Below are 26,169 nucleotides of genomic sequence, written 5' to 3' on the forward strand. Positions count from 1 at the left end.
TTAATAAACGGGTGTCATTGGAATTTTTGATTTCTCCTTATCCAAAATGTCCTTGTATTTCACAGGAATTACTTTAACAATGTGGTTGAGGTGACGCTCCCAATCCAGCAGGATTTCCTGCGCCAGGCTACTCGCTGTATGTCGGATGTGATTGATAATCAGCCATCGAATATGCTGAATATCCGACGGTTCCAGCGTGTCGAAAACCACCATTTCCATGTTGCAGCGCTCCCTTAGTTTGTTAGCTGTATCAAGTACATAAGCAATGCCACCACTCATACCCGCAGCAAAGTTCTTCCCTGTTTCACCTAAAATGAGCACAGTTCCTCCGGTCATGTATTCACATCCATGATCACCAACACCTTCTACCACAGCTCGTGCACCGGAATTTCGTACTGCGAATCGCTCACCGGCAATACCATTGATGTAACACTCACCACTGGTAGCTCCATATAGTGCTACGTTTCCTATGAGTGTGTTTTCTCTTGCATGGAAGCGAACATTTCTTTGAGGATGGATGATGATTCGTCCTCCTGAGAGACCTTTTCCCACGTAATCATTCGCATCTCCCTCCAGGGTAAACTTCAATCCTCTGGCAAGGAAAGCACCAAAACTCTGACCGGCAGACCCTTTAAACTTAGGTTTAATCAGGTCTTTTGGAAGTCCTTTTTCGCCATATTCTTTAGAAACTATACTTGATAGGATAGCACCTGTAGACCGATCGGTGTTTTTGATTGGGTAATCATAGGCAGCAACAAAGCCCGCTCTAACCTCTTCCTTCACATCATTCCACAACTGATAATCCAACGCATCAGATAGGAGGTCTTGTTGCTTCCGAGAATTGTATCGTGTATCCCTCGTTTCTTCAAAGGCAAGAATCCTTGAAAGATCTAAACCTTTTAAGTCCTGATCCTTAATAGCAAGTCTATTACTCTGCCCAACCATCTCATTGATGGTCTTAAATCCAAGCTCTGCCATGATTTCTCGAAGTTCCTGAGCCATGAAGTGGAACAAGTTGATCACATGTTCCGGGTCACCGGAAAACAACTTTCGCAATTCTTCTTTCTGAGTGGCAATCCCTACAGGGCAAGTGTTAAGATGACATTTACGCATCATAATACATCCTTCTGCTATTAATGCGGCTGTTGAAACACCCCATTCCTCTGCACCAAGTAGGGTGGCAATAGCAATGTCCCGGCCTGTCATCATTTTTCCATCCGATTGGAGTACCACCCGACTTCTGAGGCGATTTTTGACAAGCGTCTGCTGGGCTTCCGAAAGCCCCATTTCCCATGGTAGACCCGCATGCCGGATCGAACTTAAGGGGGATGCCCCTGTTCCTCCATCTGCTCCGGAAATGAGAATTGCATCAGCGAAACCCTTGGCTACACCCGCAGCAATGGTACCTACACCGGCTTGTGAAACAAGCTTCACATTAATCCGGGCATCTGGGTTGGCGTTTTTTAAATCGAAAATAAGCTGCGCCAGATCTTCAATGGAATAAATATCATGATGTGGCGGAGGTGAGATCAGGTCTACTCCTGGTGTTGACATTCGCACTCTACCTATCCACTCATTTACTTTGTGACCAGGTAGTTGACCGCCTTCACCGGGCTTGGCACCCTGCGCGATTTTAATTTGAATTTCATCCGCATTATTGAGATAGTATGACGTTACCCCAAATCGACCGGAGGCCACTTGCTTAATTCTTGATTTCTCCGAATCTCCATTCTCTTTTGGCTCAAAACGACTCACATCTTCTCCCCCTTCGCCGCTGTTGCTTTTCCCTCCAATGCGGTTCATCGCTATGGCGAGTGTAGTGTGTGCTTCATGAGAAATGGAGCCGAAAGACATGGCGCCTGTGGCAAATCGTTTAAGTATGTTTTCGACTGGCTCTACCGAATCAATTGGGATCGAGTCCTTGTATTTGAAATCGAGCAAATGCCTGATGTAGAAAGGATCCTCAGGGTGATTGATTCGGGAAGCATAGGTTTTATAAAGCTCATAATCTTTCAGCTTAGTTGCTTTTTGTAGCAGATGAACTGTTTCTGGATCAATCAGGTGACGCTCCTCATCTCTTCGCCAACTATAAACTCCTCCATGAGGCAGGTCGGAGTGTTGCTGAAAAGCTTTTGAATGATTATCTCGGATATTTTCTTCAAACTGAGCAAAGGTGCTCCCACCAATTCGAGAGATGGTACCCTTGAAACATTTATTTATGACTTCATCTGACAAACCAATTGCCTCAAAGATCTGGGCTGCCTGATAGGATTGCAGTGTTGAAATGCCCATTTTTGACATGATTTTAAGCAATCCCTTACCTATGGCTTCCGCGTAATTGTCGGAAAGCGTGTCAAAATCAAGTTGTTTATTTTCCGCCTGCTCTTTTATGAGGTTAAAACTTAGATAGGGCATTACGGCACTGGCACCATATCCAATTAGTGTAGCAAAATGATGCACCTCTACAGCATCCGCTGCATGAACAATCAGGCTGGTGTGCGATCGGAGTTTCTTATCAATTAAATGATGCTGGATAGCTCCGGTAGCCATCAATGATGGAATTGGTAATCGATCTTCTGAAATATTTTCATCAGAAATAATCAGAATTTTAATTTCTTCCCGAGCGGCTTCCTCAGCGGCCTGGCACAGCTTATTTATTCCTTCTTCCAACGTTTCGGAAATAGAAAATGTGCAATCAAGAATCCGATGATTAAATCCCTGGTTTTCCAGCTCCAGCACTTTTTGATAGGTCTGAGGTCTTAGGATGGGTCGTGTAATATGGATTTGATGACAGTGGGAAGGCTCTTCAGTTAAAATATTGTTGCCTTTTCCTAATCTCGTAAAAAGGGACATGACCAGTCGCTCCCTGATTGGGTCTATTGGTGGGTTGCTAACCTGGGCAAAAAATTGCTTCAAATAATTGGAAGTGTGCTGTGGGAGTTTGCTTAGAGCAGCAATTGGGATTTCCAAACCCATACTTCCGATGGGCTCTTTTCCTTCCTGGCACATGGGCATCAGAATGCGATCCACCAGCTCTTTGGTCCAGCCATTTGCCTTGAGATAGGATTGATATTTATCTGCCGGTAAAAAGAGAATGTCTGAAAATGGACCCGGTAGAAATCGCAGCTTGATTCGATGCTTTTTAATCCAGTCGGTATATGGTTTGGATTTTGATATTTCTTCTTTGATTTCCTGATCAAACCGAACCTGCTGATTCTCAAGATCGGCGATGATCATTTTTCCCGGCTGCAGCCTTCCTTTTTGTTTGACCAACTTTTGGTCGATTGGGAGTGCACCTGTTTCGCTGGAAACTATGAGTCTGTTGTCGTATGTGATTGTATACCTGCATGGACGCAAGCCGTTTCGATCGAGAGTGGCTCCTATTATTTCACCATCTGTGAAACACAATGCTGCCGGGCCATCCCAGGGCTCCATTATAGAAGCATTGTATTTGTAAAAAGCTTTGGTCTTTTCATCCATACTTTGGTTGTATTGCCAGGTTTCCGGAACCAGCATCATTAACGCATGAGGGAGAGACCTGCCTGCCATAACCAGTAGCTCAATCAACTCATCCAGGTTGGCTGAATCTGAGAATGCTGGGTTACAAACGGGTTGCAAGTGTTCAATTTCTTCTTTTGTGAAATACGGAGATTCAAGCAATGCTTCTTTGCTTTTCATCTTGTTTACATTCCCTCTGATCGTATTTATTTCACCATTGTGAGCTACGTATCTGAAAGGTTGAGCCAGACTCCATTTCGGAAAAGTATTGGTGGAGAATCTTGAGTGGATGATTGCAAAGGATGATTTGAAATCTTCATTTTGAAGATCCAGATAGTATTTTTTTAGCTGGTCTGTTCTTAGCTGACCTTTGTAAACAATTTTGTAGCAGGAGAGAGAAGAAATGTAAAACTCGTCGTAATTAGGAGTTAATTGGTGGGTTGCATATTTGCTGAGCACGTATAGTTTTCTCTCTAATTCCCGTTCAGCAAGCTCTCCGTGTTTAAGAAAAAGTTGAATAATGATGGGCTCATTGTCTCGTGCAGTTGGGCCAACATGCAGGCTATCAACCGGAACAGACCTTTTGGCAAAGACCTCAAAACCGAATGATTTAGCGACCAAATTGAATTCATCAAGACATTCTTCCCATTGTGGTTTTGGCAGAAAGAGCATGCCCACACCGTAAGATCTGGGTGTAAGCTTGGCTTTATGTCTGGATAGCTCCTGATCGAATAGATCGTAAGGAATCTCTGTCATTATGCCGGCACCATCTCCGGTTTCAGGTTCGGCACCAACACCTCCCCGATGCTCCATATTTTCAAGCATCAGAATAGCATCATCTACTGTTTTGTAATCCCGATTACCCTTGATATTAGCGATGAACCCAATCCCGCATGCATCGTGTTCCATTGAGCTGAGATACATTCCCTCCATGCATTTATATTTTGAAATAAATCCCAAAATAACAAATAATGAATGGAAATTTTAAATATTAAAGGGCAATCATTTGGTTATTGAAATAATTATCAGAATATTATAAAATATTGAAATATTTGTAATTATAGCAGCATTATGAATGCTTTGATTGCAAATTTCAAAATGAGCCTATCGCATGAATTTTTGAATGTAATCAATGATAGAATCATTGGCCATGATCTTGTAATGGCCTAATCCTTTTACATGAACGAAAGATGCATGAGGCCATGCTGCTTCAAGTTCTTCGCCTTTACTAAAAGGAATAACCTGATCATCTTCGCAATAAAAAAGGTGCGTATCGATTTGTTTTAAATCACTCGCTTTTATCCGCAAATCGAAATAATCGATGGAATGATGGTATTTTTCTTTAACCAAACCACACATTGCCTGATAAACGGACTCATTGCAGCCTACATCATTAACTATGTCTTTAAAAAAGTACCTGATGTATGGAGGAGCTGATATAACGAAAAAGTGTTTCGGTTGAAAGGTCGAACCAAGCTCACTTAATGCAATTCCTGAGGCTAGTGCACCTATTGAGTGTCCAATGACCGTTTCGTAAGGTCCATTTTTAGCAATATGATTTTTTATGACATCTCTAAACTCGGGCATGGCAGTATGTTTTCCCTGGGAGTTTCCATGTGCTCGCATATCAATTGCTTCAACCTGATATCCTTCTGCAACAAATTTCTTAATCATACGTCTAAAATCAGCAGCTTTTGACCTCCATCCATGGCAAAGTAGGACTTTAGGTCCGGAGGTACCCCATCGATAATATTTGATTAAATCTCCTTGATAGCTGGTTTGTGATACTTGTGCCTCACCTAGAATCTGTCTTTGTGGGTCAGTATAACCGACTCTTCCAGGCATTGTGAAGTAATGCCATATAATAGCAGCTGATTTCTTCGGAGATGCATGCTGAAGGAGTCCGAGTCCTTTTTTAATTATTTCAATTTTCCAGTTCGTTTTTGGAGGTCGCTCGGCAGGTCGACTAATATCTTCTCCTTTTATTTCTATGTGAGTAACCATAATTGAACATACCAATCGGTATTTTAATGAATAAATTTTTTTAAGTACTTATATCTTTGATCTGTTTTAGAATAAACTGCTTAACAAAATCAAAGGATCTGCTATCTCCTTCAATTCTTGATACTGAGATGGCCCCTTCGATGGTAGCATAAAAGAAGTTGGTAAATTCCTCTGCGTCTACATCTCTTTTCATCTGTCCTTCCATTATGCCTCGATTAATGATCTTCATGACAGAATCTTTAAGTAAAGCAATAGATCTAATAACACGTGATCGAAGAAATGGTAGGTTATCATCCGCTTCGATAGATGAATTTAAAACAGGACAACCTCCTGGAATAGGTGGATCATTTAAATATTCCTCATAGAAATCCATAATTGCAATTAGTTTATCCGGAGCGGTCTTCTCAGCTCTAACTCGCTTAGCCAATGCTCCAGCTACAATTTCTACCCCCCTTTCAAACGCTGCGGTTGCTACCTCATCTTTATTTTTAAAATTTCCATAAATGGCTCCTTTAGTAATACCCGTTGCAGCTGTAATGTCTGAAATAGATGCTGCATTATAGCCCTTCGTGTTGAAAATAGGCAATGCCTTTTCAATAATAAGCTCCTTAGTATGTTCAGGGTTTCTCGCCATAATGCAAATATACCGATCGGTATATTAATAACGAAAACTAATTTATAAAGTTTCTAAAGTAGTATGCATGCATACTATTTTAACGAAATGATTTTATCTTCGGGTTCAATTAAAAGAAAGCTGAAATTGGTAGCTTTATGAGCGATATAGCAGAAGGGCATGAAAACAAAAAAGCCACCCTTGAAGAAGGATGGCTTGGGTGGTGCTGAGTGGATTCGAACCACCGACTCACGGATTTTCAGTCCGATGCTCTACCAACTGAGCTACAGCACCAAAATTTGGGTTGGCAAAAGTAGGTATTTCTTTGAAAAGGCAAAATATAAATTGAAGTTCGTATCAGGAATTTTTTAGTATTATGGAATATATCCCTCAAATCGCGTTTTTGCTGTTTGCAGGATTCTTCGGATATCTGATCTCAAGAAGAGTTTCGCGCATTGCAAAAAATATTAAGCTGGGTAAACCGGTAGACCTATCAGACAATAAAGGAGAGCGACTCAAAACGATGCTCCTGGTGGCGTTTGGGCAGAAAAAGATGTTCAAGCGCATCATTCCAGCGCTGTTGCACCTGTTGATCTATGTAGGCTTTGTATTGATCAATATTGAAGTTCTTGAAATCGTAATCGATGGAATATTCGGAACTCACAGAGTGGCAGCACCACTTCTTGGAGATTTTTATTCAACGATGATCAATTTCTTTGAGTTTCTAGCTGTGGGTGTACTTTTTTCATGTGTAGTCTTTCTCATCAGAAGGAATGTTTTGAGAATAAATCGTTTCAAAAAAATAGAGATGGTGGGTTGGCCTTCACTAGATGCTAATTTGATTTTAATTATTGAAATTTTGTTGATGGTAGCCATTCTGGGTATGAATGGTGCAGACCAAATTCTTCAAACCAGAGGAGCTAGTCACTATACAGAGACCGGTTCTTTCTTTTTCAGCTCTGCCATGTTCGGTTGGCTGGATCAGTTTGAAACAGGCACTTTAATTCTTATTGAAAGAGCAGCCTGGTGGTTTCACATTGTTGGGATTTTTGCATTTGCTCTTTATGTCACCTACTCCAAGCACTTGCATATTTTTATGGCATTCCCAAATACCTATTACAGTAGATTGGATCCAAAAGGGAAGATGACTAATATGGATGAAATCACCAACGAGGTGAAAATGATGCTGGGTATGCCTGTAGAAGGAGACAATTCACCACCTCCTGAGGGTATGCGATTCGGAGCGAAAGATGTAAATGACCTTACCTGGAAGAATCTAATGGATGCGTACGCATGCACCGAATGTGGACGATGCACTTCTGAATGTCCTGCAAACCTGACAGGAAAAAAGCTATCTCCACGAAAGATTATGATGGATACACGTGATCGGCTGGAGGACGTTGGAAAAAATGGATTAGACGATGGGAAATCATTGTTAGGCGATTACATCACTAAGGAAGAAATCAATGCATGTACCAATTGCAATGCTTGTGTGGAAGCATGCCCTGTGAATATTAACCCATTAGACATTATACTTCAAACAAGAAGATATGTGGCAATGGAAGAGTCAGCGGCTCCAGACTCGTGGAACGCGATGTTCCAAAATGTGGAGACAAATTTTGCACCCTGGAAGTTTGGTGTGCAAGATCGATTCAACTGGTCTAATGAATTAAAAGAAGGAAAATGAGCGAAATACAAATACCAACCGTAGCAGATTTAGCAGCTAAAGGAGAAAAGCCTGAGGTTCTTTTTTGGGTAGGATGTGCTGGATCTTACGATGATCGATACAAAAGTGTAACAAAAGCATTTGTGAAAATCCTCAACAAAGTGGGTGTGAAGTTCGCAGTGCTAGGACCGGAAGAAACCTGTACCGGTGATCCTGCGAGAAGAGCTGGAAATGAGTTTTTATTCCAGATGCAGGCAATGTCCAACATTCAGGTCTTGAATGGGTATGAGATTAAGAAAATTGTGACTGCTTGCCCACACTGCTTTAATACCATCAAAAACGAATACCCTGAGCTTGGTGGAAATTACGACGTAATCCACCATTCACAATTCCTCCAAGAGTTAATCAATGAAGGTAAAGTAGAATTAAAAGGTGGTGGAGAATTTAAAGGCAAGAAGATTACCTATCATGATTCATGTTTCCTTGGCCGTGCAAATAATGTTTACTCTGCACCACGTGCGGTTTTAGAAGCATTGGACGCAGAGTTGGTGGAAATGAAAAGATGCCGGACAAAGGGTCTTTGCTGCGGTGCTGGTGGAGCTCAGATGTTTAAAGATGCTGAGCCTGGTAACAAAGAAATCAACATAGAACGCACAGAGGAGGCATTAGAAACCAAAGCAGAAACCATAGCAGTAGCTTGCCCATTCTGTATGACTATGATGTCTGATGGGGTAAAGAATAAGGAGAAGGAAGATTCTGTCAAGGTGAAGGATCTGGCGGAACTCATTGCCGAATCAGAGGGTTTGGATTGATATGCTAATACCATTTGACGAGATGCCCGACAATGCCCGGTTATGGATTTATCAGGCGGAGCGAAAGTTGAAACCTGAGGAGGTTCGATTTGTAGAGGAAAACACCAAAAATTTTCTGAATCAATGGCAAGCCCATGGCCAGGATTTGAAAGCTTCATTTTCAGTAGAATATGATCAGTTTTTGATTATTTCGGTTGATGAATCATTCAGTCAGGCCAGTGGATGCAGCATCGATGCTTCTGTGCATTTGATAAAAGCTCTCGAGAATGAATTGAGTCTCTCATTTATGACTACCAGCCAGGTGGCGTTTTTGCAGAATGAACAAATTAATCTCTATCCATTCAATCAATTGAAGTCACAGGCCGAGGAGCAAGTAATCACCCCGGAAACACTGGTTTTTGATAATACAGTACAAAATGTAGCTCAATTTCGAGAAGGGTGGCTAAAAGAAAGTGGAAAGACCTGGGTGAAAAGGTACTTTTCATAGGGCATTTGGTTCGTTTCTTGTTTCAGGTTTAGCTAATTTCGGAAAAATCATCTGGACAAGAATTTCGTTATTTCTATATGCGATTCATTCAATTTCTTCTACTTGCACTTTTCTCTTTCAGCTGTTCACTTGAAAAAAGCATGAACAATGCAGAGTTTGATGCAGTTATAGCCAAGCTTGGAGACTCACCAGAAAAAAACTCTGTGGAAGAAAATGTGATGGTTGGAGACGCATACCGCAAATCCAATCGATTGGTAGAGTCCATCCCTTTTTATGAAGCTGCAATTGAGGAAGGAGGTGCACCGGAAGAGGCTAATCTTTATTTAGCGCAAGGTCTGAAAGTGCAACAAAATTATGCGGAAGCAGAACGAATTCTAAATAACTACCTTCCGAGGGCAAGAGACGAAAAGACGAAGAAATTAGCTGAAAAAGAGCTTGAAAACCTGAGAAAGATTGATGAGTTAAAAGAAAAGGAAAGCTACTATCAGGTTAAAAATTTAGAAGAGATTAACACGGAGAGAGCTGAATACTCTCCGGTCTTTAGTCAGAATTATTTGTATTTCACATCCAATCGAGAGGGCGGAAAAATCTATCGAACAACAGGCACACCCTTTACTGACATCTATCGCGTAGCTTCACGTGGAGCTAATGTGAACCTTAGCACGCTTGATGCTTTGGATCCTATCATTAACCATGTTGATACAAACGAGGGTTCAGTTGCTATTTCACCTGATGGGTCGTCGATGATCTTTGCTAAAGGAAACGACGGGAAAGCCAAGGGATATAGTGAGGTGAATTTGTTTTTTACAAGATATCGTAACGGACGTTGGTCTGAGCCAGTGCCGCTCTCTATAAATATGGCGGAAGCATGGGACTCAACTCCGGCTTTTTCTCCCGATGGTACAACCCTCTATTTTTCATCTACCAGACCCGGAGGTTATGGAGGTGCGGACTTATACCAGGCGAAAGTGAATAGAAGGGGAAGATGGGTGGATGTTAGGAATTTGGGCCCTGAAATAAATACACCTGGAGATGAGATGTTCCCATATATAAGTGAAGATGGGAGTTTGTATTTTTCTTCGGATGGACATGCAGGTTTTGGGAAGTTAGATATGTTTAGAGCAGTTCGGGAAGGAGGTCACGTTACAGTCACTAATCTTGGGAAGCCAATGAACTCATCAGCAGATGATTTTGGTCTTTTCCAATTCAACCTCACACGAGGCTTTTTTACTTCAAATAGAAGAGGCGGAAAAGGAGATGATGACATCTATACATTTATTAATGATGATCCCGATTTGAAAGTTGTGAACTATTTCCTAACAGGCATTACCATGACTACAGACGATGGAGGAGAGGAGATCATTCTTCCTAACACAAAAGTTTCATTGACTGCAGATAACGGAGATGTGTTGGATGAGGCTTTTACAGGAGCCGATGGAAAATTTAACTTTAGAGTATACCCTGAAGAGCACTACGATCTGATCGGCGAAAAGACGGATTATTTCACCGTTCGCAAAGATTTTACAACGGTAGGCAAGACAGTAAACAGGGACACGCTAACTGAATTCATCACAAATGTCACATTTAAAACCAACATCATGATGGATCCAATTGTGTTGGAAAAAGCGATTGTTTTGGATAACATTTATTATGATCTGGACAAAGCCAATATTCGCCCTGATGCGGCGCTTGTTTTGGATAGTCTAGTTCAGATAATGAATGATAACCCTGAGATTTACATTGAACTTGGGTCCCACACTGATAGCAGAGCTGATGATGATTATAACATGAAGCTATCCCAACGTAGAGCTCAGTCTGCGGTAAGCTATATCATCAATGAAGGAATCAATTCAGATCGGATTGTTGCGAAAGGATATGGGGAAACTCAGCTTTTGATTAAGAACGCAAAGACAGAGGTAGAACACCAAAAGAACCGTCGTACTGAATTCAAGGTGCTTAGATATAATCCTCGAAATAGAAATGACGACCTTCCTCCAGATGAGCCAGTCGATGAATACGATCGATTCTTTAAAGATTCGGGCGATGGAAACGGATAAACGGTTTTCTTTGCAAACAAAAACAGAAGTATGACTGATCGGTACGCACAACGAGGCGTTTCAGCAGACAAAGAGGACGTTCACTCTGCAATCAAAAACATTGACAAGGGGCTATTTCCGAAAGCGTTTTGCAAGATTGTAGAAGATATCACCGAAGATCCGGAATATTGTACCATCATGCATGCGGATGGAGCCGGCACTAAATCGTCACTTGCCTATCTATATTGGAAAGAGACAGGAGATTTAAGTGTCTGGAAAGGAATTGCTCAAGATGCAATTATCATGAATGTAGATGATCTGCTATGCGTGGGGTGTACAGACAATATTCTTCTGTCCTCTACCATCGGCAGAAACAAAAATCTAATTCCCGGAGAGGTGATTGCAGAGATCATCAACGGAACAGAGGAGGTACTTCAGATGCTTCGTGATAATGGGATCAACATCAAGTCTACTGGTGGTGAAACTGCAGATGTGGGTGACTTGGTAAAGACGATCATCGTAGATAGTACAGTGACCGCCCGGATGAAACGAATGGATGTAATCAATAATGAAAATATCCAGGCTGGTGATTTCATTATCGGAATATCTTCTTACGGTCAGGCATCTTATGAGAAGGAATACAATGGAGGTATGGGTAGCAATGGACTGACCTCAGCTCGTCACGATGTGTTTGATAAGGTATACGCCGAAAAATACCCTGAATCATTTGATTCAGGTGTTCCCGTGGATTTGGTTTACAGTGGCTCAAAGAAACTAACAGATCCGGTTGACGGATCGCCATTGGATGCAGGGAAGCTGGTTCTTTCTCCAACTAGGACATATGGCCCGATCATTCAATCCATCTTGAAGGAATTGCGTACTGAAGTCCATGGCATGGTTCATTGTAGTGGAGGCGCACAAACAAAAATTCTTCACTTTGTTGATAACCTGCGAATTGTTAAAGACAACATGCTACCAATACCACCCTTGTTCCAGATGATCCATGAAGAGAGTGGAACAAACTGGAAGGAAATGTACAAGGTCTTTAACATGGGTCATCGAATGGAAATATATGCTGCGGAGGAATCGGCAGATGAAATTGTGGAGATTGCTCGGTCATTCAATGTGGACGCTCAGGTAATTGGAAGAGTAGAACCATCTGAGAAAAAAGAGCTCATTATTCGATCTGAACATGGTGTTTTTGAATACGAATGAAAAGGCATTATAAAGAACTGGGTGATGAATTAATCACTTTGATTCCGCTAACAGCAGATCACATTCAAGAGATGCGTAAGCTTAGCGATGATCCGGATATATGGACCTGGTATACGGAAGACTTAACTCATCCGGATGCCTTGGAAAAGTGGATGACAATGCGACTGGCTGAGTCAAAACTTGGTGATAAAATGTCTTATGCAGTTAAGCTGAATGAAACCGGTGAAATCATTGGGTCTTCCAGTTATGGTCATATCAACTGGCAGGAAAAAGGAATCGAGATCGGTTGGACCTGGCTGGGCAAAAAATTTATTGGATCGGGTATCAATAAGCATATGAAGTTTTTGATGCTGAGTCATGCGTTTGACAAAATGGACATGGAGCGCCTGGAACTAAGAACAGACGAATTAAATGTAAGATCCAGGAGGGCAATGGAGAAAATCGGGGCTAAGTATGATGGAACACTGAGAAATCATCGGGCTACACAAGGAGGAAAAAGAAGGAATACAGTGATATACAGTATTTTGAAATCTGAATGGCCTGATATCCGAAAAACGATTTTTAAAGAATTCTGATGGAAGCTTTCCTGATAATACTCTCAATCATTCTTATTGCCGGTGGAATTATATTTTCAATTCTTCCTCCTCTGCCAGGCCCTTTGCTTACTTACGGAGCGATGATTTGCACTCACGCAGTTTCCAATGATACCCAGTTTAGTGTCACTTCTTTTACCATTTGGGCCATTCTAGGAGTAGTGATTTTAGTTGCTGATTATGTATTACCAGTGGCGGCTACTAAGAAATTTGGTGGTACAAAAGCCGGCGTTGTTGGAGGAATGATCGGCATGGTCGCCGGAGTGATGCTCCCCATTCCTTTTGGGATTATTCTAGGTCCACTTTTGGGAGCTATTATTGGAGATCTATATGGGGGAAACAGAATCAAATCAGCTTTTAAATCTGGTTTTGGTTCTTTTCTTGGTTTTTTGGCAGCAACCGGACTCAAGTTGCTCTACTCCATCATTTTGGGAGGAATCATTGCATGGAAGGTTGGTGGATTCACTGTTAGAGCGATCGTTGAAATGCTTTAGATTAGAGTTACACTAATTAGTCCAGCAAGTATGATTCCGTCAACATATTTCTTCAGAATCTTAAAGTCTTTTATTTTATCTGCTTTGGTAAGTTTATAAGCCATCCATAGAATGATAAGAAAGACACTAAAAAAGAAGTATCGCACATTCCAATTCGGAATTGACCACAAGTAGAAAGTGAGCATCCCTACACCTGCCAATCCTGCTAAATAGATAAATGTCTTGGCACCTCTGATACCCCAGACAATTGGTACTGATTGATACCCGAATTGACCTTCTCCCTTTACGCTAATGATGTCCTTTATACTCTCTCGAATAAAAATGGTGACGCACCCAAACATTGCATATGCAACTACCAGCAGGCTAAACTGTCTGAAATACACCATAACAAGGAGCAGGGTTAGGCTCGCTAGGAATGAAATAGTAAGAGTTCCGAGCAAGATCCATCTTTTAAGAATGGCACTGTAAGTCCATAAAGCTCCAGCAGAAAAAATATGAATAGCTCCAATAAACGGATCTATATAGAAGCCAATGCATATTCCAACTAGGGTTAGTAACATATGTGCAATTAGAGCGATTCTTCTATTAAAGTCTGTGCCGACCAAAACACTGGCGGGACGGTTGATCATATCGATTTTTTGATCAAAATAATCATTGATAATATACCCTGCCGCTCCGATCATGCCTGTACTGACGATGAACCATATGAACTTTGCTTTAACAAGTACATTGAATGGGATTTCTAGAAGAAAGTAGGCGGTAACAAACTGAGTTATTAAAATAATAATTTGGTTATTTATTCTTATAGCAGATAAAAATATGGATATGTGCCTTATAATAAGCATAAAATAATACGAAATACTCTTAACTTAAAATAATTAGTTGTTTTAACATCATTTATATGAACGGTTTTGGCAAAAGATTAACGTTTATTAAAATTGGCGACTTAAAAATAGAGCTTTGATAGCTCTTTTATGTTAAACCTACAATCTACTAAGTATGAAGAAGTTACTACTAATGGGTTGTTTGTTGTTATCATGCATAATGGTATGGTCACAGCAAAGAACAGTGACTGGTAAGGTAACATCAGAAGATGATGGAACTACACTACCAGGTGTGAATGTGTTTCTAAAGGGTACTACCACGGGTGTGGTAACTGACCTGGATGGAAACTACAGAATTTCAGTACCAAGCGATGGAGGAACTCTTGTTTTCTCTTCTATTGGTTTCGCCACTACAGAAATTGAGATCGGTTCAAGATCCACAATTGATGTAGTTATGGGTGCAGATGTACAGCAGCTTAATGAAGTTGTGGTTACTGCACTGGGGGTTTCTCGTGACAAAAGATCTGTCGGTTATTCCGTACAGCAAGTGGATACAGAGGAACTATCTCAAGCAAAGGAGCCAAACATTGTTAATGCGCTTCAAGGGCAGGTTGCAGGTGTGCAAATCCAAGGTTCTCCAGGAACCCTTGGTGGCTCTTCCAGAATTACAATTCGGGGTTCAAACTCATTTTTAGGTGAAAACCAGCCGCTTTTCGTGGTTGATGGAATGCCTATCAATAATGATAACTATGCATCTAACTCGCAGCAGTCTGGATTTGGTGGTGGTGCTTACGATTATGGTAACGCTGCTTCTGATATAAACCCTGAAGACATTGCTTCAATGTCTGTACTTAAAGGAGCTGCAGCTACTGCTCTTTATGGTACCAGAGGTGCGAATGGTGTAATCTTGATTACAACCAAATCAGGTGCAAAGGCTAAAGGGCTAGGTATTGATGTGAGCTCAGGTGTGACTTTTGATAAAGTTCAAAACCTGATCGAGCACCAGCAGAAGTACGGTGGAGGTTCAGTGTTGAGCACACCTTCAGGCTTTACTGAGTTTAACGAAGGCGGAATAAATTATTATTCTCCGGTATACTCAAAAGATGGTGCGTGGGGACCTAAATATGATCCTAACATGATGGTTCGTCATTGGGACTCATGGGATCCGCAATCTCCTAACTATGGCGAAACTCGTCCGTGGGTAGCTCCAGCTAATGATTACTCTGAGTTTTTTGAAACAGGTGTTACCCTTCAAAACTCCGTTGCAATTAGCAAAGGAAATGAGAACGGAAGTTTCCGTTTGAGCTACACGAATCTGGATCAATCTGGAACAATGCCTAACTCTAACCTTCAGAGAAATACATTCAGCATTAACACTCAGTACCAAATCACTGATAAGCTTAATGTATCTGGAGCGGGTAGCTTAGTGAAGCAAAATGCAAATGGAAGAAATGCTACAGGTTACTCTAATAGCAACCCAATGCAAGGGTTTACTCAGTGGTGGCAAACACAAGTTGACGTAACTCGTCTTCCTAATTATAAGTGGCAAGATGGAACTCAAAATACTTGGAACCCAACAGGGGTTACAAAAAATCCTGATGGTTCTTTGAAGAGTTTCAATCCTGCACCATACTATTTTGACAACCCATATTGGGTAAGAAACGAGTTTTTGCAGGAAGATACCAGAGACAGGTTCTTCGGTAACATTGCATTATCATACGAATTGGTTGAAGGACTAAAGGTTTCAGTTAGAGCCATGACAGATGGGTTTACTTTCAAGTCAAGAGAAGGTATTCCTAACGGTGGTGTAGATCAGTCTTTCTACTCTGAAACATTCCGAACTTTTAGTGAATCAAATTACGAGGCGAAGGTTACATACGAAAAGAACATTAATGAGGCAATCTCCATTAATGCAATGGTAGGTGGTAACCTTATGCATCAGCAAAGAAAAAGAACAACAGCAACGACCAATGGAGGTTTGGCACTTGATGGATTCTTTAATATTGCAAATGGTATTGGAAGCCCGGTAATTACTACGAACGATCAAGAGAAAAAAATCAACTCGATTTTCGCTCAAACGTCAGTAGGTCTTTACTCTACGGTTTTCGTTGATCTTACCATTCGAAATGACTGGTCTTCAACGCTACCAACCAGTGATAACTCTTATTTCTATCCTTCCGCAACTACAAGTTTTGTATTCACAGAGCTTCCGGCATTACAAGGAAATGAGATTTTATCATTTGGTAAGTTGAGAGTAGGATATGGTTTTGCAGGTAATGACGCAGACCCATACAGACTAGCTAATGTATATACTCCTGTTCAGCCAAACTTTGGTGATAACCCGAGATACACTGTGCCAAACAGCAGAAACAACCCTAACCTGGTTAATGAGTTGACTGAGGAATTTGAGGTTGGTTTAGAGTTGAATTTTTTCCAGAACAGAGCGGGATTAGACATCTCTTATTATGATAGAACCACTTCTGAGCAAATATTCTCAGTAGCTTCATCTTCTACTACAGGATATACTTCCAGAGTAGTAAACGCAGGTACGATGAAAAACAGTGGGTTTGAAATCTCATTAAGAGGTACCCCGGTTTCAGCAGGAGATTTCACCTGGGATGTGAACTTCAACCTTGCTACTTATAACAACGAAGTGGTTGAACTGGCAGAAGGTGTAGATAACATCATCGTTGGAAACACATGGGCTGCTGATGTAAGATTGCAGAAAGGTCAGCCATATATGTCAATCTATGGTCAGGATTTCCAGAGAAATGAAGACGGTGAGCTAATCATTGGAAGCAATGGCATTCCATTGGTAGAGGCTGACAGAAAATTCTTAGGTTCTGCAATTGCTGATTTCACTGGAGGTCTAAGAAACTCTTTCAGATGGAAAAACATCTCAGCAAGCGTTCTAATTGATTTCCAAAGTGGAGGTGCAATGCACTCTACCTCACTTCAGTGGGCTGCCTACTCAGGGATGTCTCCTAAGACGGCAGAAGGTAATATCCGAGAAGAGGGTATGATTATCACCGGAGTTAAAGCAACTTATGATACTGATGGAAATGTAACTGGTTACAGTGAAGAGGCAAATGATGTAGCTGTAGATCCTCAAAGATACTATCAGAGTATCTGGAGAGTAGCTGCACCAAACGTATACTCAGCTTCTTTCATCAAGTTGCGAGAGGTTCGACTAGGTTATACACTTCCTAACAGTGTACTTGGAAACTTACCATTCAGAGATGTTTCCTTAGCTGTTTTGGGTAGAAACCTTGGAATTCTTTACAGCGAGATCCCTTATTTGGATCCTCAGGCCGTAACCGGTACAGGAAACAATCAAGGTCTTGAAAATGCACAGGTTCCTACAACCAGATCAATTGGTTTCAACCTAAGCTTCAAACTTTAAAATTTGATAGAAATGAAGAAATTATATTCAATACTTTCAATAGCTCTTGTATTTGTATTTACTGCATGTACAGGTGATTTTGAAGAGGTAAATACAGACCCAAACAACCCTACGGTTGTTCCGGCTGAAAACCTCTATACACAAGCTCAATTTTCACTGGCGAATCGTGTATGGAGTAGAGCGATGAACTTTGAGTTCGGTATGCTAATGGTTCAGCATTTTGCTCAAAATGAGTATGCTGAAGATTCTAGATACAATCAGGCACCAGCCAACTTCAGTGCGTCATGGGATTCTTTTTATGCGGCAGGTCTGAATGATTTGCTAGAAGCTAGAAACCTTGTTGAGGCGAATGAAGGTCTTGAAACAGCAGTGAGAGACAATATGCTGGCTCAGATTGCTATCATGCGAGTGTGGGCATACCAGTATATCACGGATATCTGGGGTGACGTGCCTTATTCTCAGGCATTCCAGCCAGAGGAGTATCCTAACCCGGCATACGATAGCCAGGCTGATATTTACGCGGGTCTTGTAACTGAATTGAACGATGCAATTGCATTGATCAACACAAGTGCAAGTGGATTTGAGTCAGGAGATATCGTTTTTGGTGGCGACATGGCTGCATGGGGACGATTTGCTAATTCTTTGAAAGTAAGATTAGGAATGAGAATGGCTGATGCCAATGCAAGTGCTGCAGCAACAGCGGTTTCCGAAGCGTTTTCTCACTCTTTAGGTGTTATCTCATCCAATGATGAGAATGCAACATTTGTTTTTGGATCAGATCAGAATATTGCAAATCCATTTTATGTGGATGCAATTACCAGGGATGATTTTGCTATTTCTTTGATTTTGGAAAATAGCATGGAGGCGAACGGTGATCCAAGGCTATCTAAATATGCTGAGCCAAACACCAACGGTGTGATTTTAGGACTTGGTTACGGTTTGACTGACGCACAGGCGTTTGCTGGGAAAGCAACCTCATCAAGACCTGCAGAATCAATCAAGCAAGCGACTGCTCCTGCATATCTTATGACATATGCAGAGGTAGAATTCTTCAGAGCCGAAGCAATTGAAAGAGCAATTATCACTGGAGACGCTGAGACAGCATTCAACAACGCGGTTGCAGCTTCGCATGCGCAGTGGGGTGTTTCATCTTCTGCAGCTGCAGCTTATTTAGCAGCTAATCCTTACGATGCAGCTAATTGGGAAGAATCAATTGGTTATGAGAAGTGGGTTGCCTTGTATACCCAGGGACTTGAGGCATGGTCTGAAAGAAGAAGACTGGATGAGCCAGCTCTACCAGTACCTGCAGCAGCTGAAATCAGTGTGATACCTGTGAGAGCATTTTACCCGGCATCTGAAGCTGAAGCGAATGGCGCAAGTCTTTCTGCTGTAGGTTTCAATGATATGACGACAAGAATGTGGTGGGACGTAAACTAAAAGTTAGAATTAGATAGATATGAAATATTTAAAGATAAATTTTAAACCGCTTTATGTATTAGCGGTGGGAATATTGGTTCTGACTGCCTCATGTAATGATGAGGATAAGAACGCAATTGAGTATGCCCCTGGAAATACCTTGACGATATCAGGACCGAGTTCGGCATACATTGGAGATACTGAAGAGTATTACCTTGTTATGAACATCAAGGAGACTGATTACACATGGAGCATTGATGCAGGAGCTACAATTACCGAAAACTCCGAAAATGATGCATACGTTGATGTAAATTTCACTCAAGATGGATCTTATGTATTGTCTGTTACTAATGGTACTGCAGATGGTGATAAGAGCATCAGTATTTCTCAAAGACAAGTATCGTTTGAAACTGATTCCATTTTCAAAATGGAAACAATTGTAAATGATACAATCATCATTCCTTTGGAAATAGGTGGTGGTTTTAGAGGCGATTTTGATTTCGCATATACGCTTTCAGGTGACTTGACAGAAGGTGTGGATTATCAAGTTGCTCCAGGGTATGCTAGTCCGATTACTGCAAGCACTGATTCACTAGCTGAGATTAGGTTAATCATGCTACCAGAGGACGAGCTTGATGCAGATACCACTTCTATTATTGTAACGCTCAATAGCATTACGCCAGATCTTGCAGATGAATATTTCTTGACGGATACACTCGATCAAGAAATTAAGTACTCTTTTGCCAACGATCTGAAGATAGCTTCGATAGACACTACAACATTAGAGTTGACTGATGGAGATGAAGGACAGTACGAGTTTCCAGTTACCTTGACTAGTGCTGCACTTTCAGAGATCACGGTAAACTATTCAGTTACTGGTTTTGGAGTTAATGATTCTTCAGTAGATCCGGGTCAGTTGATATTCAAGAAAGGGGAGACTGAAAAGTCAATCGTTCTTGGATTAGGTAGTAATGCGTTTTCTGCAGATCAGACGATTACTATTTCATTGAATAGTACCACTGGTTCAGCAGAGGCTAGTATTAACGATGATCTCGATACTAAGGAGATTGTAATTGATGTTGAGTAATACCCTCTTCATATAAATGTAGAAAAGGGAGTCAATTGGACTCCCTTTTTTATTTGTGCTTCTGAATACTTTCCGTTACCAAGCGATATATCGTTTTCATCTGTTCGTCTTTTAACATTTCCAGATGCCTGTTGATGGTGTCATCATCATCTCGAACCGCAGGTCCTGTCTGCGAACGAGAAGGGTTGAGCTCAATGGCTTTTCTGAATGTTTCTTCTACAAGAGGTAAGATGTCTTGAAACGTCATCTCTAAATCGGCAAGTAGCTTTTCGGACAGATGAAACATGTGATTGCTGAAATTACATGCAAACACAGCTGCGAGATGCAGTTTTGAGCGATTAGTTGATGTGAGAAGCCTAACGTCATTGCTAAAACTTCTAACAAACGTGAAAATGTCCTTTTCCCCTTCTTCAGACCCTTCTACAAAAATGGGAATGGCTGTGAAGTCTACTTCCTTCGTTTTGCTAAAGGTTTGTAAGGGATAAACCACACCATGCTTAGGATGCTTATTTAAATCTGAAATTGCGTTGGCTCCTGAAGTATGCAGGACGATTGCTTCTGAAACGTCCAGGCGGTCAGAAACTTCTTTAATCTTATCGTCCGGAACGGTAAGAATAATAAAATCAAAGGCACCTGGCTCCAGGTCATCCATCGAAAGAATAAAATCTTCAGAAGAAGTCCGTGAAAAGATGGTTACTTCATGTCTTTTGGAAGAAATTCTGTTGGCCAGGTGATAGCCAACATTTCCATACCCAATGATTGCTACCTTGCTCATTGAGTAAAAATAGGTGATTAATAAGCAAAATGTGAAGCTAAGCTTCTACTCCTTTATCTCGCATCTTCATGAATTCGGAATAGCGACGATTGATGGCCACCAGAAAACCAATTACTAAAAGGAATGTCCCCAGCCAGAGCAGATTGATCCAAGGCTTTTTCACTGCTTCCATGATAATCCAATCCTTTTGAGTGGTTTGGTATACCAAGACCACTGCATTTTCCTGAGGGATGATATTTTGAATCGATATTCTAAACGCCAGGTCATTTACCTGATCATCAATTCTGCCAATATACTCTCGATCCCGAATCACGAAGACTGGCTCTGCTAAATAATTTTCGTATTCACCTTGCACCTCAATAACTGCTTTAACAGCCACATCTCCACTGGATAATGGTGTGCCATCAATCTCAGAGATCGGCTCCATTTTAATTAACGTTGCTACATAATCATTGATAAAAAATTGATCACCAATTTTTACTTGAATTTCCTTTGGATCGCTCCAATCCGGTTCTTGTTCAGGGTCGGGAAACGTACGAACATGTGTGTACATATCAGCACTTAGATTCCTTTTTATATCAGGTGAATAGACGATCATATCCATGGTCTCATTGATTTGAACTCTTGGAAAAAGAGTAAACTGCTTCTCGCCTTCTTTATGATATTCTACTTCGAAGTAGCTGTTCTCAGGATTGATCAGTGTTAGTGTATCTTTTTCGTTGCTTCCTATGCGAACCACCTTTAATGGATCAGCAGTTGGCATTAGTTCATTTTGATCTACATATCCTTCCTCTCTTGTCATTTTTCGAATCCCACGATAAATCATCGAATATTCCTTCATCTGACGAGGCTCGTTGATAAAAAGAAGAAGATTGTCTCGATTTACTTCTTCTGGAAACTCCGTACTCCAAACCATCGAGGTATAGTTGGTGGAAAGGATTGTGGAGTAGCCACTTGAAAAAAGTATTCCTACAAGCATTAAAGCCACTCCTATGTGTGTAATGGCTCCACCAGATAGTTTAATATTTGCTTTAGCCACCCCATAAAAAATCTTGGCGTTAGCCACAATGGAGTAAGTGCATGCTACCAGAAGAATCAGGTAATAAGGGTTTGTGATTTTAGACAAAACAATGATCAAACCAGAAATGATCAATGCAATGATGAACGGAGTGGTTAGCTCAGCTTTTAGCTTTTTACCGTCCATTTTTTTCCACCAAAAGAATTGTCCTGTACCCGATAAAATGGCAAGGAATATTGCGAGAATCATTTGTGGCAATGAGTACGCATCATAAATGTCGGTTGGTGGTGCGAGGTTTAAGTCAACTCCCAGACTGCCTGCTATGCTGTTGTAGACAGGCATTGAAGTGTATATCAGGACCTGGAAAGCCATGAGACACAAGATTGCTGCACCCATGAAAATCCAGAATTCCCTGGAATAGGTGGATGTTTCTTCTTTGGTACTAGGGACTTCTTTCCATCGTTTTGAAATGAAGAAAACAGCAATGGCTAGGAATGCCAATAGATAAATAAGCAATTGACCAGAAAGTCCTAAATCTGTGAATGAGTGTACAGATGAATTCCCGAGAATTCCGCTTCTGGTTAAGAAAGTGGCATAGAGTACCAATAAAAAGCTCGCCACAACGAGAATCATAGAAAGCTTAAGTGCAGATCCACTTTTTTTGTAGGCGATCATTACGTGAATAGCTGCTACCAAAACAAGCCAGGGAACATAGATCGCATTTTCAACTGGATCCCAGTTCCAGTACCCACCGAAATTCAACGTTTCATACGCCCAATACGCACCCATTAATATCCCTACTCCAAGGATCATTGCTGAGAACTGTGCCCATGGTAATGCAGGTCGTATCCACTCTTTATTTTTTCCAATCATCAACCCACCTATGCAATAGGCAAAAGGGATGACGGTCGTCGCAAATCCGAGAAATAAAGTTGGCGGATGGATCACCATCCAATAGTTCTGTAATAATGGATTTAATCCATTCCCATCCTCAGGGATAAAGTTTGGATTTGTTTTAAAAATTGGTGCATCGATTACATCTCTTAGTAACATGAAAGGAGAGCTACCCAGCTTCACATCAAAAATTACTACACCTAATATCATGGATGCGAGAAAAACCTGGGTTAATGACATGATAAGCATGACGGGAGCCTTCCAGAATTTGTTGGTGTTGATAAGGATGACTCCTAGCACAGCATTCCAAAACATCCAAAGCAGGAAAGACCCCTCCTGACCTTCCCAAAAACAGGAAATTTGATAGTAGACCGGAAGTAGCTTTGAACTATGGCTAAATACGTAGTGGTATTCAAAATAGTGGTTGGTAATCAGATAGAAGAGCGTACCTATAATTCCTAATATGGCAATTGAGTGTGCGTAGAATATCTTGGAGCCGAATGAAGTCCACTGTTCGTCTTGATTTCTCCCTTTGAAATAAGCATATGCTGAAAGCAAGCTTGTGACAAATGCAATGATTACAAACGCATGACCTAATTGTCCCTCGAAATAATGTATCATTCAGCTAAGACAATTTTTTTTCGAGTGGTGCAATTCTTTTTTCGTGATCGGTGTAATTCTCGGATGCGAAATCAATGAATAAATCAAATTCCTCTTTGAAGTCACCGAGCGCCTCGTTGAGTCCTTTTAAGCCATCATGCATGTAGGAAATCGTAGCTTCCATTACATTGATTTTTCGATCTATGCGTGTTTTGAATTCTTTAAATCTCTTATCCATGACGAATAAATTTAGCTGGTAAATTCTGGATCCTCCTGGTATTTCGAAGGACACTTTAATAATATTTTATTAGCAACGAACTTATCACCCTGATAAGCCCCAACTATCACCACTTGTTCGGATCGTGTGAAATCTGTAGGTATTGGCTCTGCAAACAATACTTGCTGCTTCATCCCATTCTCATCGATCATTTCAAACTTAAACGAGAGTTTGTCTGGACTTTCTTCAATCCCCACCACTTCTCCTGATGCAGTCTTTGGTAATTCTCCTACCACATGAATGCTCTTCTTGAAACCCTTTTCAGAAAGTTCTTTTGCTTCCTTAAATGAGACATATGTACTTGCATCACCAGCCATCGATATGATCATGGTAATGGCGATTGCAATAATTACAATGGCAGCTATGTATTTCTTCTTCATCACGCTAAGTCGCTAAGATCGCTAAGTTTTGATCTGATTCTCTTAATCTAGAATTGCAAATTTCGATAAGAATTATCAAAGTCCGTTAACGATTCTTTGTATTCCGTTTTTGATTAGTGATTCATTAAAATTAATAAGTAAACCAAGCTTCAACTTCGTAAGTTTCAAGTATGTTAAAACTTGTTTTTGATGAACAGGGAGTATATTCTCTAAGGATTTTATTTCGATGAGGACTTTGCTTTCTACAATCAAATCCGCTCGAAAACCCTGATCCATTTTAATTTCATTCCAAAATACAGGGATACCCTTTTGACGTTCAATGCTTAAACCTCGTGAAATGAGCTCATAGTTTAAAACTTCTTCGTACACCGATTCAAATAGCCCTGCTCCAAGCTTGGTGTGAATCTGATAAGACGCATCAACAATAATTCTTGAAAGCTCATTTTCAGACATAACCTTATGTTTCTCTGCTTCTTTGCGTGACCTTTAATTGTCTTTTCGCCTTTGCGAGATATCATTTTCTAAACGTTTAGATCGCTTGTCCAGTTTGAACAGTAAATAGAAAAATCCTGCAAGAATGACTAGGATGATAGCGATCACCACATAAATTTTTCCTTCGCCCCGAAAGTCATCTGCCATTTCAACCTGAGCGTGGGCAAATTGAGTTCCGATTAGCATCAATATTCCAAAAATATATTTAAACATCTTCCAGTTTTTGTTTTGTTAAGGAAAGTCGGATAGTGATAGTTGTCAGCCAGTATCCAAGCAATGTCCATCCAATGACTGAGAGATAAAACACTTTTCTCAGATTACTATCCAAATCGTAAGCGTTGAACCCCGGATTGCCTCCGTTTCCCGGATGCAGGCTGTCAGACATCCTCGGTAAAATGAAAAGGAGTGGGATCATTAAAAAGAAGGCGAAAATATTAAACACTGCAGAAATTCTGTTTCGCTGTTGTTCATCCTGGATCGACCCTCTTAATACGAAATAAGCCAGATAGATTAGAAGTGATATGGCCGAAGCATTCTGTTTGGGATCGTTGCTCCATGGTTCACCCCATGTGAAATTGGCCCAAATCATACCGGTCAAAATACCAAGAACACCAAACGCAATACCCATGTTCGCTAGTTGAAAGCTGTAGATATCATACTTAATCTCCCCGGTTCTAAGATGCTTAATTGCATGAATTACCGAACCCAGGAAAAGGAGGATCATCCCAAACCACATTGGCACATGAAAGTGAAGTGAGCGAATGGTCTCGTTTAGTATTGGAAGCTTAGGTACAGGAAAAAGCAATCCCCCAATTACGGTATAGGTTAAAAGCACTACACACAGCCATTTCCACCAGTCTTTTTTCAGTAAATAACCCATCACGATTTCCAGGTAAAAGGGAATAATACGAATGTGAGCGCAATGATAATCACATCGACTGAAAACAAGGTGATAATGTTGCCTTGAATCTGCGTAAATACGTAACTGTCAAGTATTTTGAAGCTGTTGCTGATAGACAGAATAAGCACAGGGATGATCACTGGAAACCCCAGCACAGCCATCATAATCGATCGATTGCTGGTGCGAAATGCGATAGAAGAAACCATGGTAAATGCTGAACTTAAACCAACACATCCCAAAATTAGGTTGAGAAAGAAAAGGGGATAATTGATGATTGGGTTACCCATCAGGATTATGTAGATGAGGAGAGATATAACAGAAACAATCCATAGATAAACAAAAGAGTAGATCAGTTTAGCAAGTATTATCTCCGATGGTTTGCATAAGAAAAAATAATAATGTGTTCGCCTCTCCTCTTGGATAAAGCTTTTTGAAATGGCATTGATGCTTGTAAATAACAGGATGATCCAGAAAAGTGCATTCCAAACTTCTACAGAGACAAACCCTTTGAATGCCATGTAGGTGGCAAAAATGGTTGAGGCTAAGTAGAGAAGTATCCCGGATATAGGATTTTGCTGTCTCCAGTCAACGATAAAATCTTTGTGTATAAGGGAAATAATGCGTTGCACGTCGCAAAGATAAATTCAAACAGCCTTCCAGCCTTGCATATACATTGTAATCCTT

At 40.9% G+C, this 26,169-nt stretch carries 22 protein-coding genes and 1 tRNA gene; 10 read left to right on the forward strand and 13 right to left on the reverse strand.

The annotated features are described in order from the left end of the window. The 4 genes from gltB to ACXAH9_RS00730 form a co-directional block, all read right to left on the reverse strand. Complete coding sequence (gene gltB / locus ACXAH9_RS00715; protein WP_474892970.1) at positions 1-4,431, reverse strand: glutamate synthase large subunit; 4,431 nt, start codon at positions 4,429-4,431, stop codon at positions 1-3. A gap of 171 nt (positions 4,432-4,602) precedes the next feature. Further along, positions 4,603-5,502, reverse strand: a complete 900-nt coding sequence (locus tag ACXAH9_RS00720; protein ID WP_474892971.1) for an alpha/beta fold hydrolase — start codon at positions 5,500-5,502, stop codon at positions 4,603-4,605. Between the two features lie 40 nt (positions 5,503-5,542). Then, entirely contained in the window at positions 5,543-6,136 is a 594-nt protein-coding gene (locus tag ACXAH9_RS00725) for a TetR/AcrR family transcriptional regulator (RefSeq protein WP_474892972.1), read from the reverse strand. Positions 6,137-6,336: 200 nt separating this feature from the next. After that, positions 6,337-6,409, reverse strand: a tRNA-Phe gene (locus ACXAH9_RS00730). Positions 6,410-6,491: 82 nt separating this feature from the next. Here ACXAH9_RS00730 and ACXAH9_RS00735 point away from each other — a divergent pair. From ACXAH9_RS00735 to ACXAH9_RS00765, 7 genes are all read left to right on the forward strand, one after another. Beyond that, positions 6,492-7,802: a 4Fe-4S dicluster domain-containing protein gene (locus ACXAH9_RS00735; protein ID WP_474892973.1), complete on the forward strand. Its 1,311-nt coding sequence runs from the start codon at positions 6,492-6,494 to the stop codon at positions 7,800-7,802. Then, complete coding sequence (locus tag ACXAH9_RS00740; protein ID WP_474892974.1) at positions 7,799-8,593, forward strand: (Fe-S)-binding protein; 795 nt, start codon at positions 7,799-7,801, stop codon at positions 8,591-8,593. Before ACXAH9_RS00735 ends, ACXAH9_RS00740 begins: the two co-directional genes overlap by 4 nt. 1 nt (position 8,594) lies before the next feature. Further along, on the forward strand, positions 8,595-9,080 hold the full coding sequence (locus ACXAH9_RS00745) for a hypothetical protein (protein ID WP_474892975.1): 486 nt from the start codon (positions 8,595-8,597) through the stop codon (positions 9,078-9,080). A 77-nt stretch (positions 9,081-9,157) separates the two neighbouring features. After that, positions 9,158-11,137, forward strand: coding sequence for a CHU_0125 family OmpA-like outer membrane integrity protein (locus tag ACXAH9_RS00750; RefSeq protein ID WP_474892976.1), 1,980 nt, complete (start codon positions 9,158-9,160; stop codon positions 11,135-11,137). A gap of 30 nt (positions 11,138-11,167) precedes the next feature. Further along, entirely contained in the window at positions 11,168-12,331 is a 1,164-nt protein-coding gene (locus tag ACXAH9_RS00755; protein ID WP_474892977.1) for an AIR synthase related protein, read from the forward strand. Beyond that, complete coding sequence (locus ACXAH9_RS00760; protein ID WP_474892978.1) at positions 12,328-12,906, forward strand: GNAT family N-acetyltransferase; 579 nt, start codon at positions 12,328-12,330, stop codon at positions 12,904-12,906. The genes ACXAH9_RS00755 and ACXAH9_RS00760 overlap by 4 nt, the downstream gene beginning before the upstream one ends. Beyond that, positions 12,906-13,418: a DUF456 domain-containing protein gene (locus ACXAH9_RS00765; RefSeq protein ID WP_474892979.1), complete on the forward strand. Its 513-nt coding sequence runs from the start codon at positions 12,906-12,908 to the stop codon at positions 13,416-13,418. The genes ACXAH9_RS00760 and ACXAH9_RS00765 overlap by 1 nt, the downstream gene beginning before the upstream one ends. On the opposite strand, the gene ACXAH9_RS00770 is transcribed toward ACXAH9_RS00765, so the two are convergent. Next, positions 13,415-14,263 (reverse strand): geranylgeranylglycerol-phosphate geranylgeranyltransferase, encoded by an 849-nt coding sequence (locus ACXAH9_RS00770; protein WP_474892980.1) that lies wholly within the window; start codon positions 14,261-14,263, stop codon positions 13,415-13,417. The genes ACXAH9_RS00765 and ACXAH9_RS00770 overlap by 4 nt on opposite strands. A gap of 154 nt (positions 14,264-14,417) precedes the next feature. Between ACXAH9_RS00770 and ACXAH9_RS00775 the strand changes: the two genes are divergently transcribed. From ACXAH9_RS00775 to ACXAH9_RS00785, 3 genes are read left to right on the forward strand one after another with little or no spacing between them, the layout of a single operon-like run. Further along, positions 14,418-17,645: a SusC/RagA family TonB-linked outer membrane protein gene (locus tag ACXAH9_RS00775; RefSeq protein WP_474892981.1), complete on the forward strand. Its 3,228-nt coding sequence runs from the start codon at positions 14,418-14,420 to the stop codon at positions 17,643-17,645. A gap of 12 nt (positions 17,646-17,657) precedes the next feature. Then, positions 17,658-19,082, forward strand: coding sequence for a SusD/RagB family nutrient-binding outer membrane lipoprotein (locus ACXAH9_RS00780; protein WP_474892982.1), 1,425 nt, complete (start codon positions 17,658-17,660; stop codon positions 19,080-19,082). Positions 19,083-19,101: 19 nt separating this feature from the next. Beyond that, positions 19,102-20,148: a hypothetical protein gene (locus ACXAH9_RS00785; RefSeq protein WP_474892983.1), complete on the forward strand. Its 1,047-nt coding sequence runs from the start codon at positions 19,102-19,104 to the stop codon at positions 20,146-20,148. Between the two features lie 49 nt (positions 20,149-20,197). Here ACXAH9_RS00785 and ACXAH9_RS00790 read toward each other — a convergent pair whose 3' ends face one another. From ACXAH9_RS00790 to ACXAH9_RS00825, 8 genes are all read right to left on the reverse strand, one after another. Continuing rightward, positions 20,198-20,923: a Rossmann-like and DUF2520 domain-containing protein gene (locus tag ACXAH9_RS00790; protein WP_474892984.1), complete on the reverse strand. Its 726-nt coding sequence runs from the start codon at positions 20,921-20,923 to the stop codon at positions 20,198-20,200. Between the two features lie 37 nt (positions 20,924-20,960). Further along, a complete protein-coding gene (locus tag ACXAH9_RS00795; protein WP_474892985.1) occupies positions 20,961-23,456 on the reverse strand; it encodes a heme lyase CcmF/NrfE family subunit in 2,496 nt (831 codons plus the stop codon). 4 nt (positions 23,457-23,460) lie between these two features. Then, entirely contained in the window at positions 23,461-23,673 is a 213-nt protein-coding gene (locus ACXAH9_RS00800) for a hypothetical protein (protein ID WP_474892986.1), read from the reverse strand. An 11-nt stretch (positions 23,674-23,684) separates the two neighbouring features. Then, entirely contained in the window at positions 23,685-24,092 is a 408-nt protein-coding gene (locus ACXAH9_RS00805; RefSeq protein WP_474892987.1) for a cytochrome c maturation protein CcmE domain-containing protein, read from the reverse strand. Positions 24,093-24,167: 75 nt separating this feature from the next. Next, positions 24,168-24,545: a GxxExxY protein gene (locus ACXAH9_RS00810; protein ID WP_474892988.1), complete on the reverse strand. Its 378-nt coding sequence runs from the start codon at positions 24,543-24,545 to the stop codon at positions 24,168-24,170. A gap of 33 nt (positions 24,546-24,578) precedes the next feature. Next, on the reverse strand, positions 24,579-24,797 hold the full coding sequence (locus tag ACXAH9_RS00815; RefSeq protein ID WP_474892989.1) for a CcmD family protein: 219 nt from the start codon (positions 24,795-24,797) through the stop codon (positions 24,579-24,581). Further along, positions 24,790-25,452, reverse strand: coding sequence for a cytochrome c biogenesis protein CcsA (ccsA, locus tag ACXAH9_RS00820; protein ID WP_474893356.1), 663 nt, complete (start codon positions 25,450-25,452; stop codon positions 24,790-24,792). Before ccsA ends, ACXAH9_RS00815 begins: the two co-directional genes overlap by 8 nt. Before the next feature lie 11 nt (positions 25,453-25,463). Next, positions 25,464-26,114 (reverse strand): heme exporter protein CcmB, encoded by a 651-nt coding sequence (locus tag ACXAH9_RS00825; protein ID WP_474892990.1) that lies wholly within the window; start codon positions 26,112-26,114, stop codon positions 25,464-25,466. Positions 26,115-26,169 lie beyond the last annotated feature (55 nt).

This window comes from Ekhidna sp. ABH4_415 (assembly GCF_056161305.1).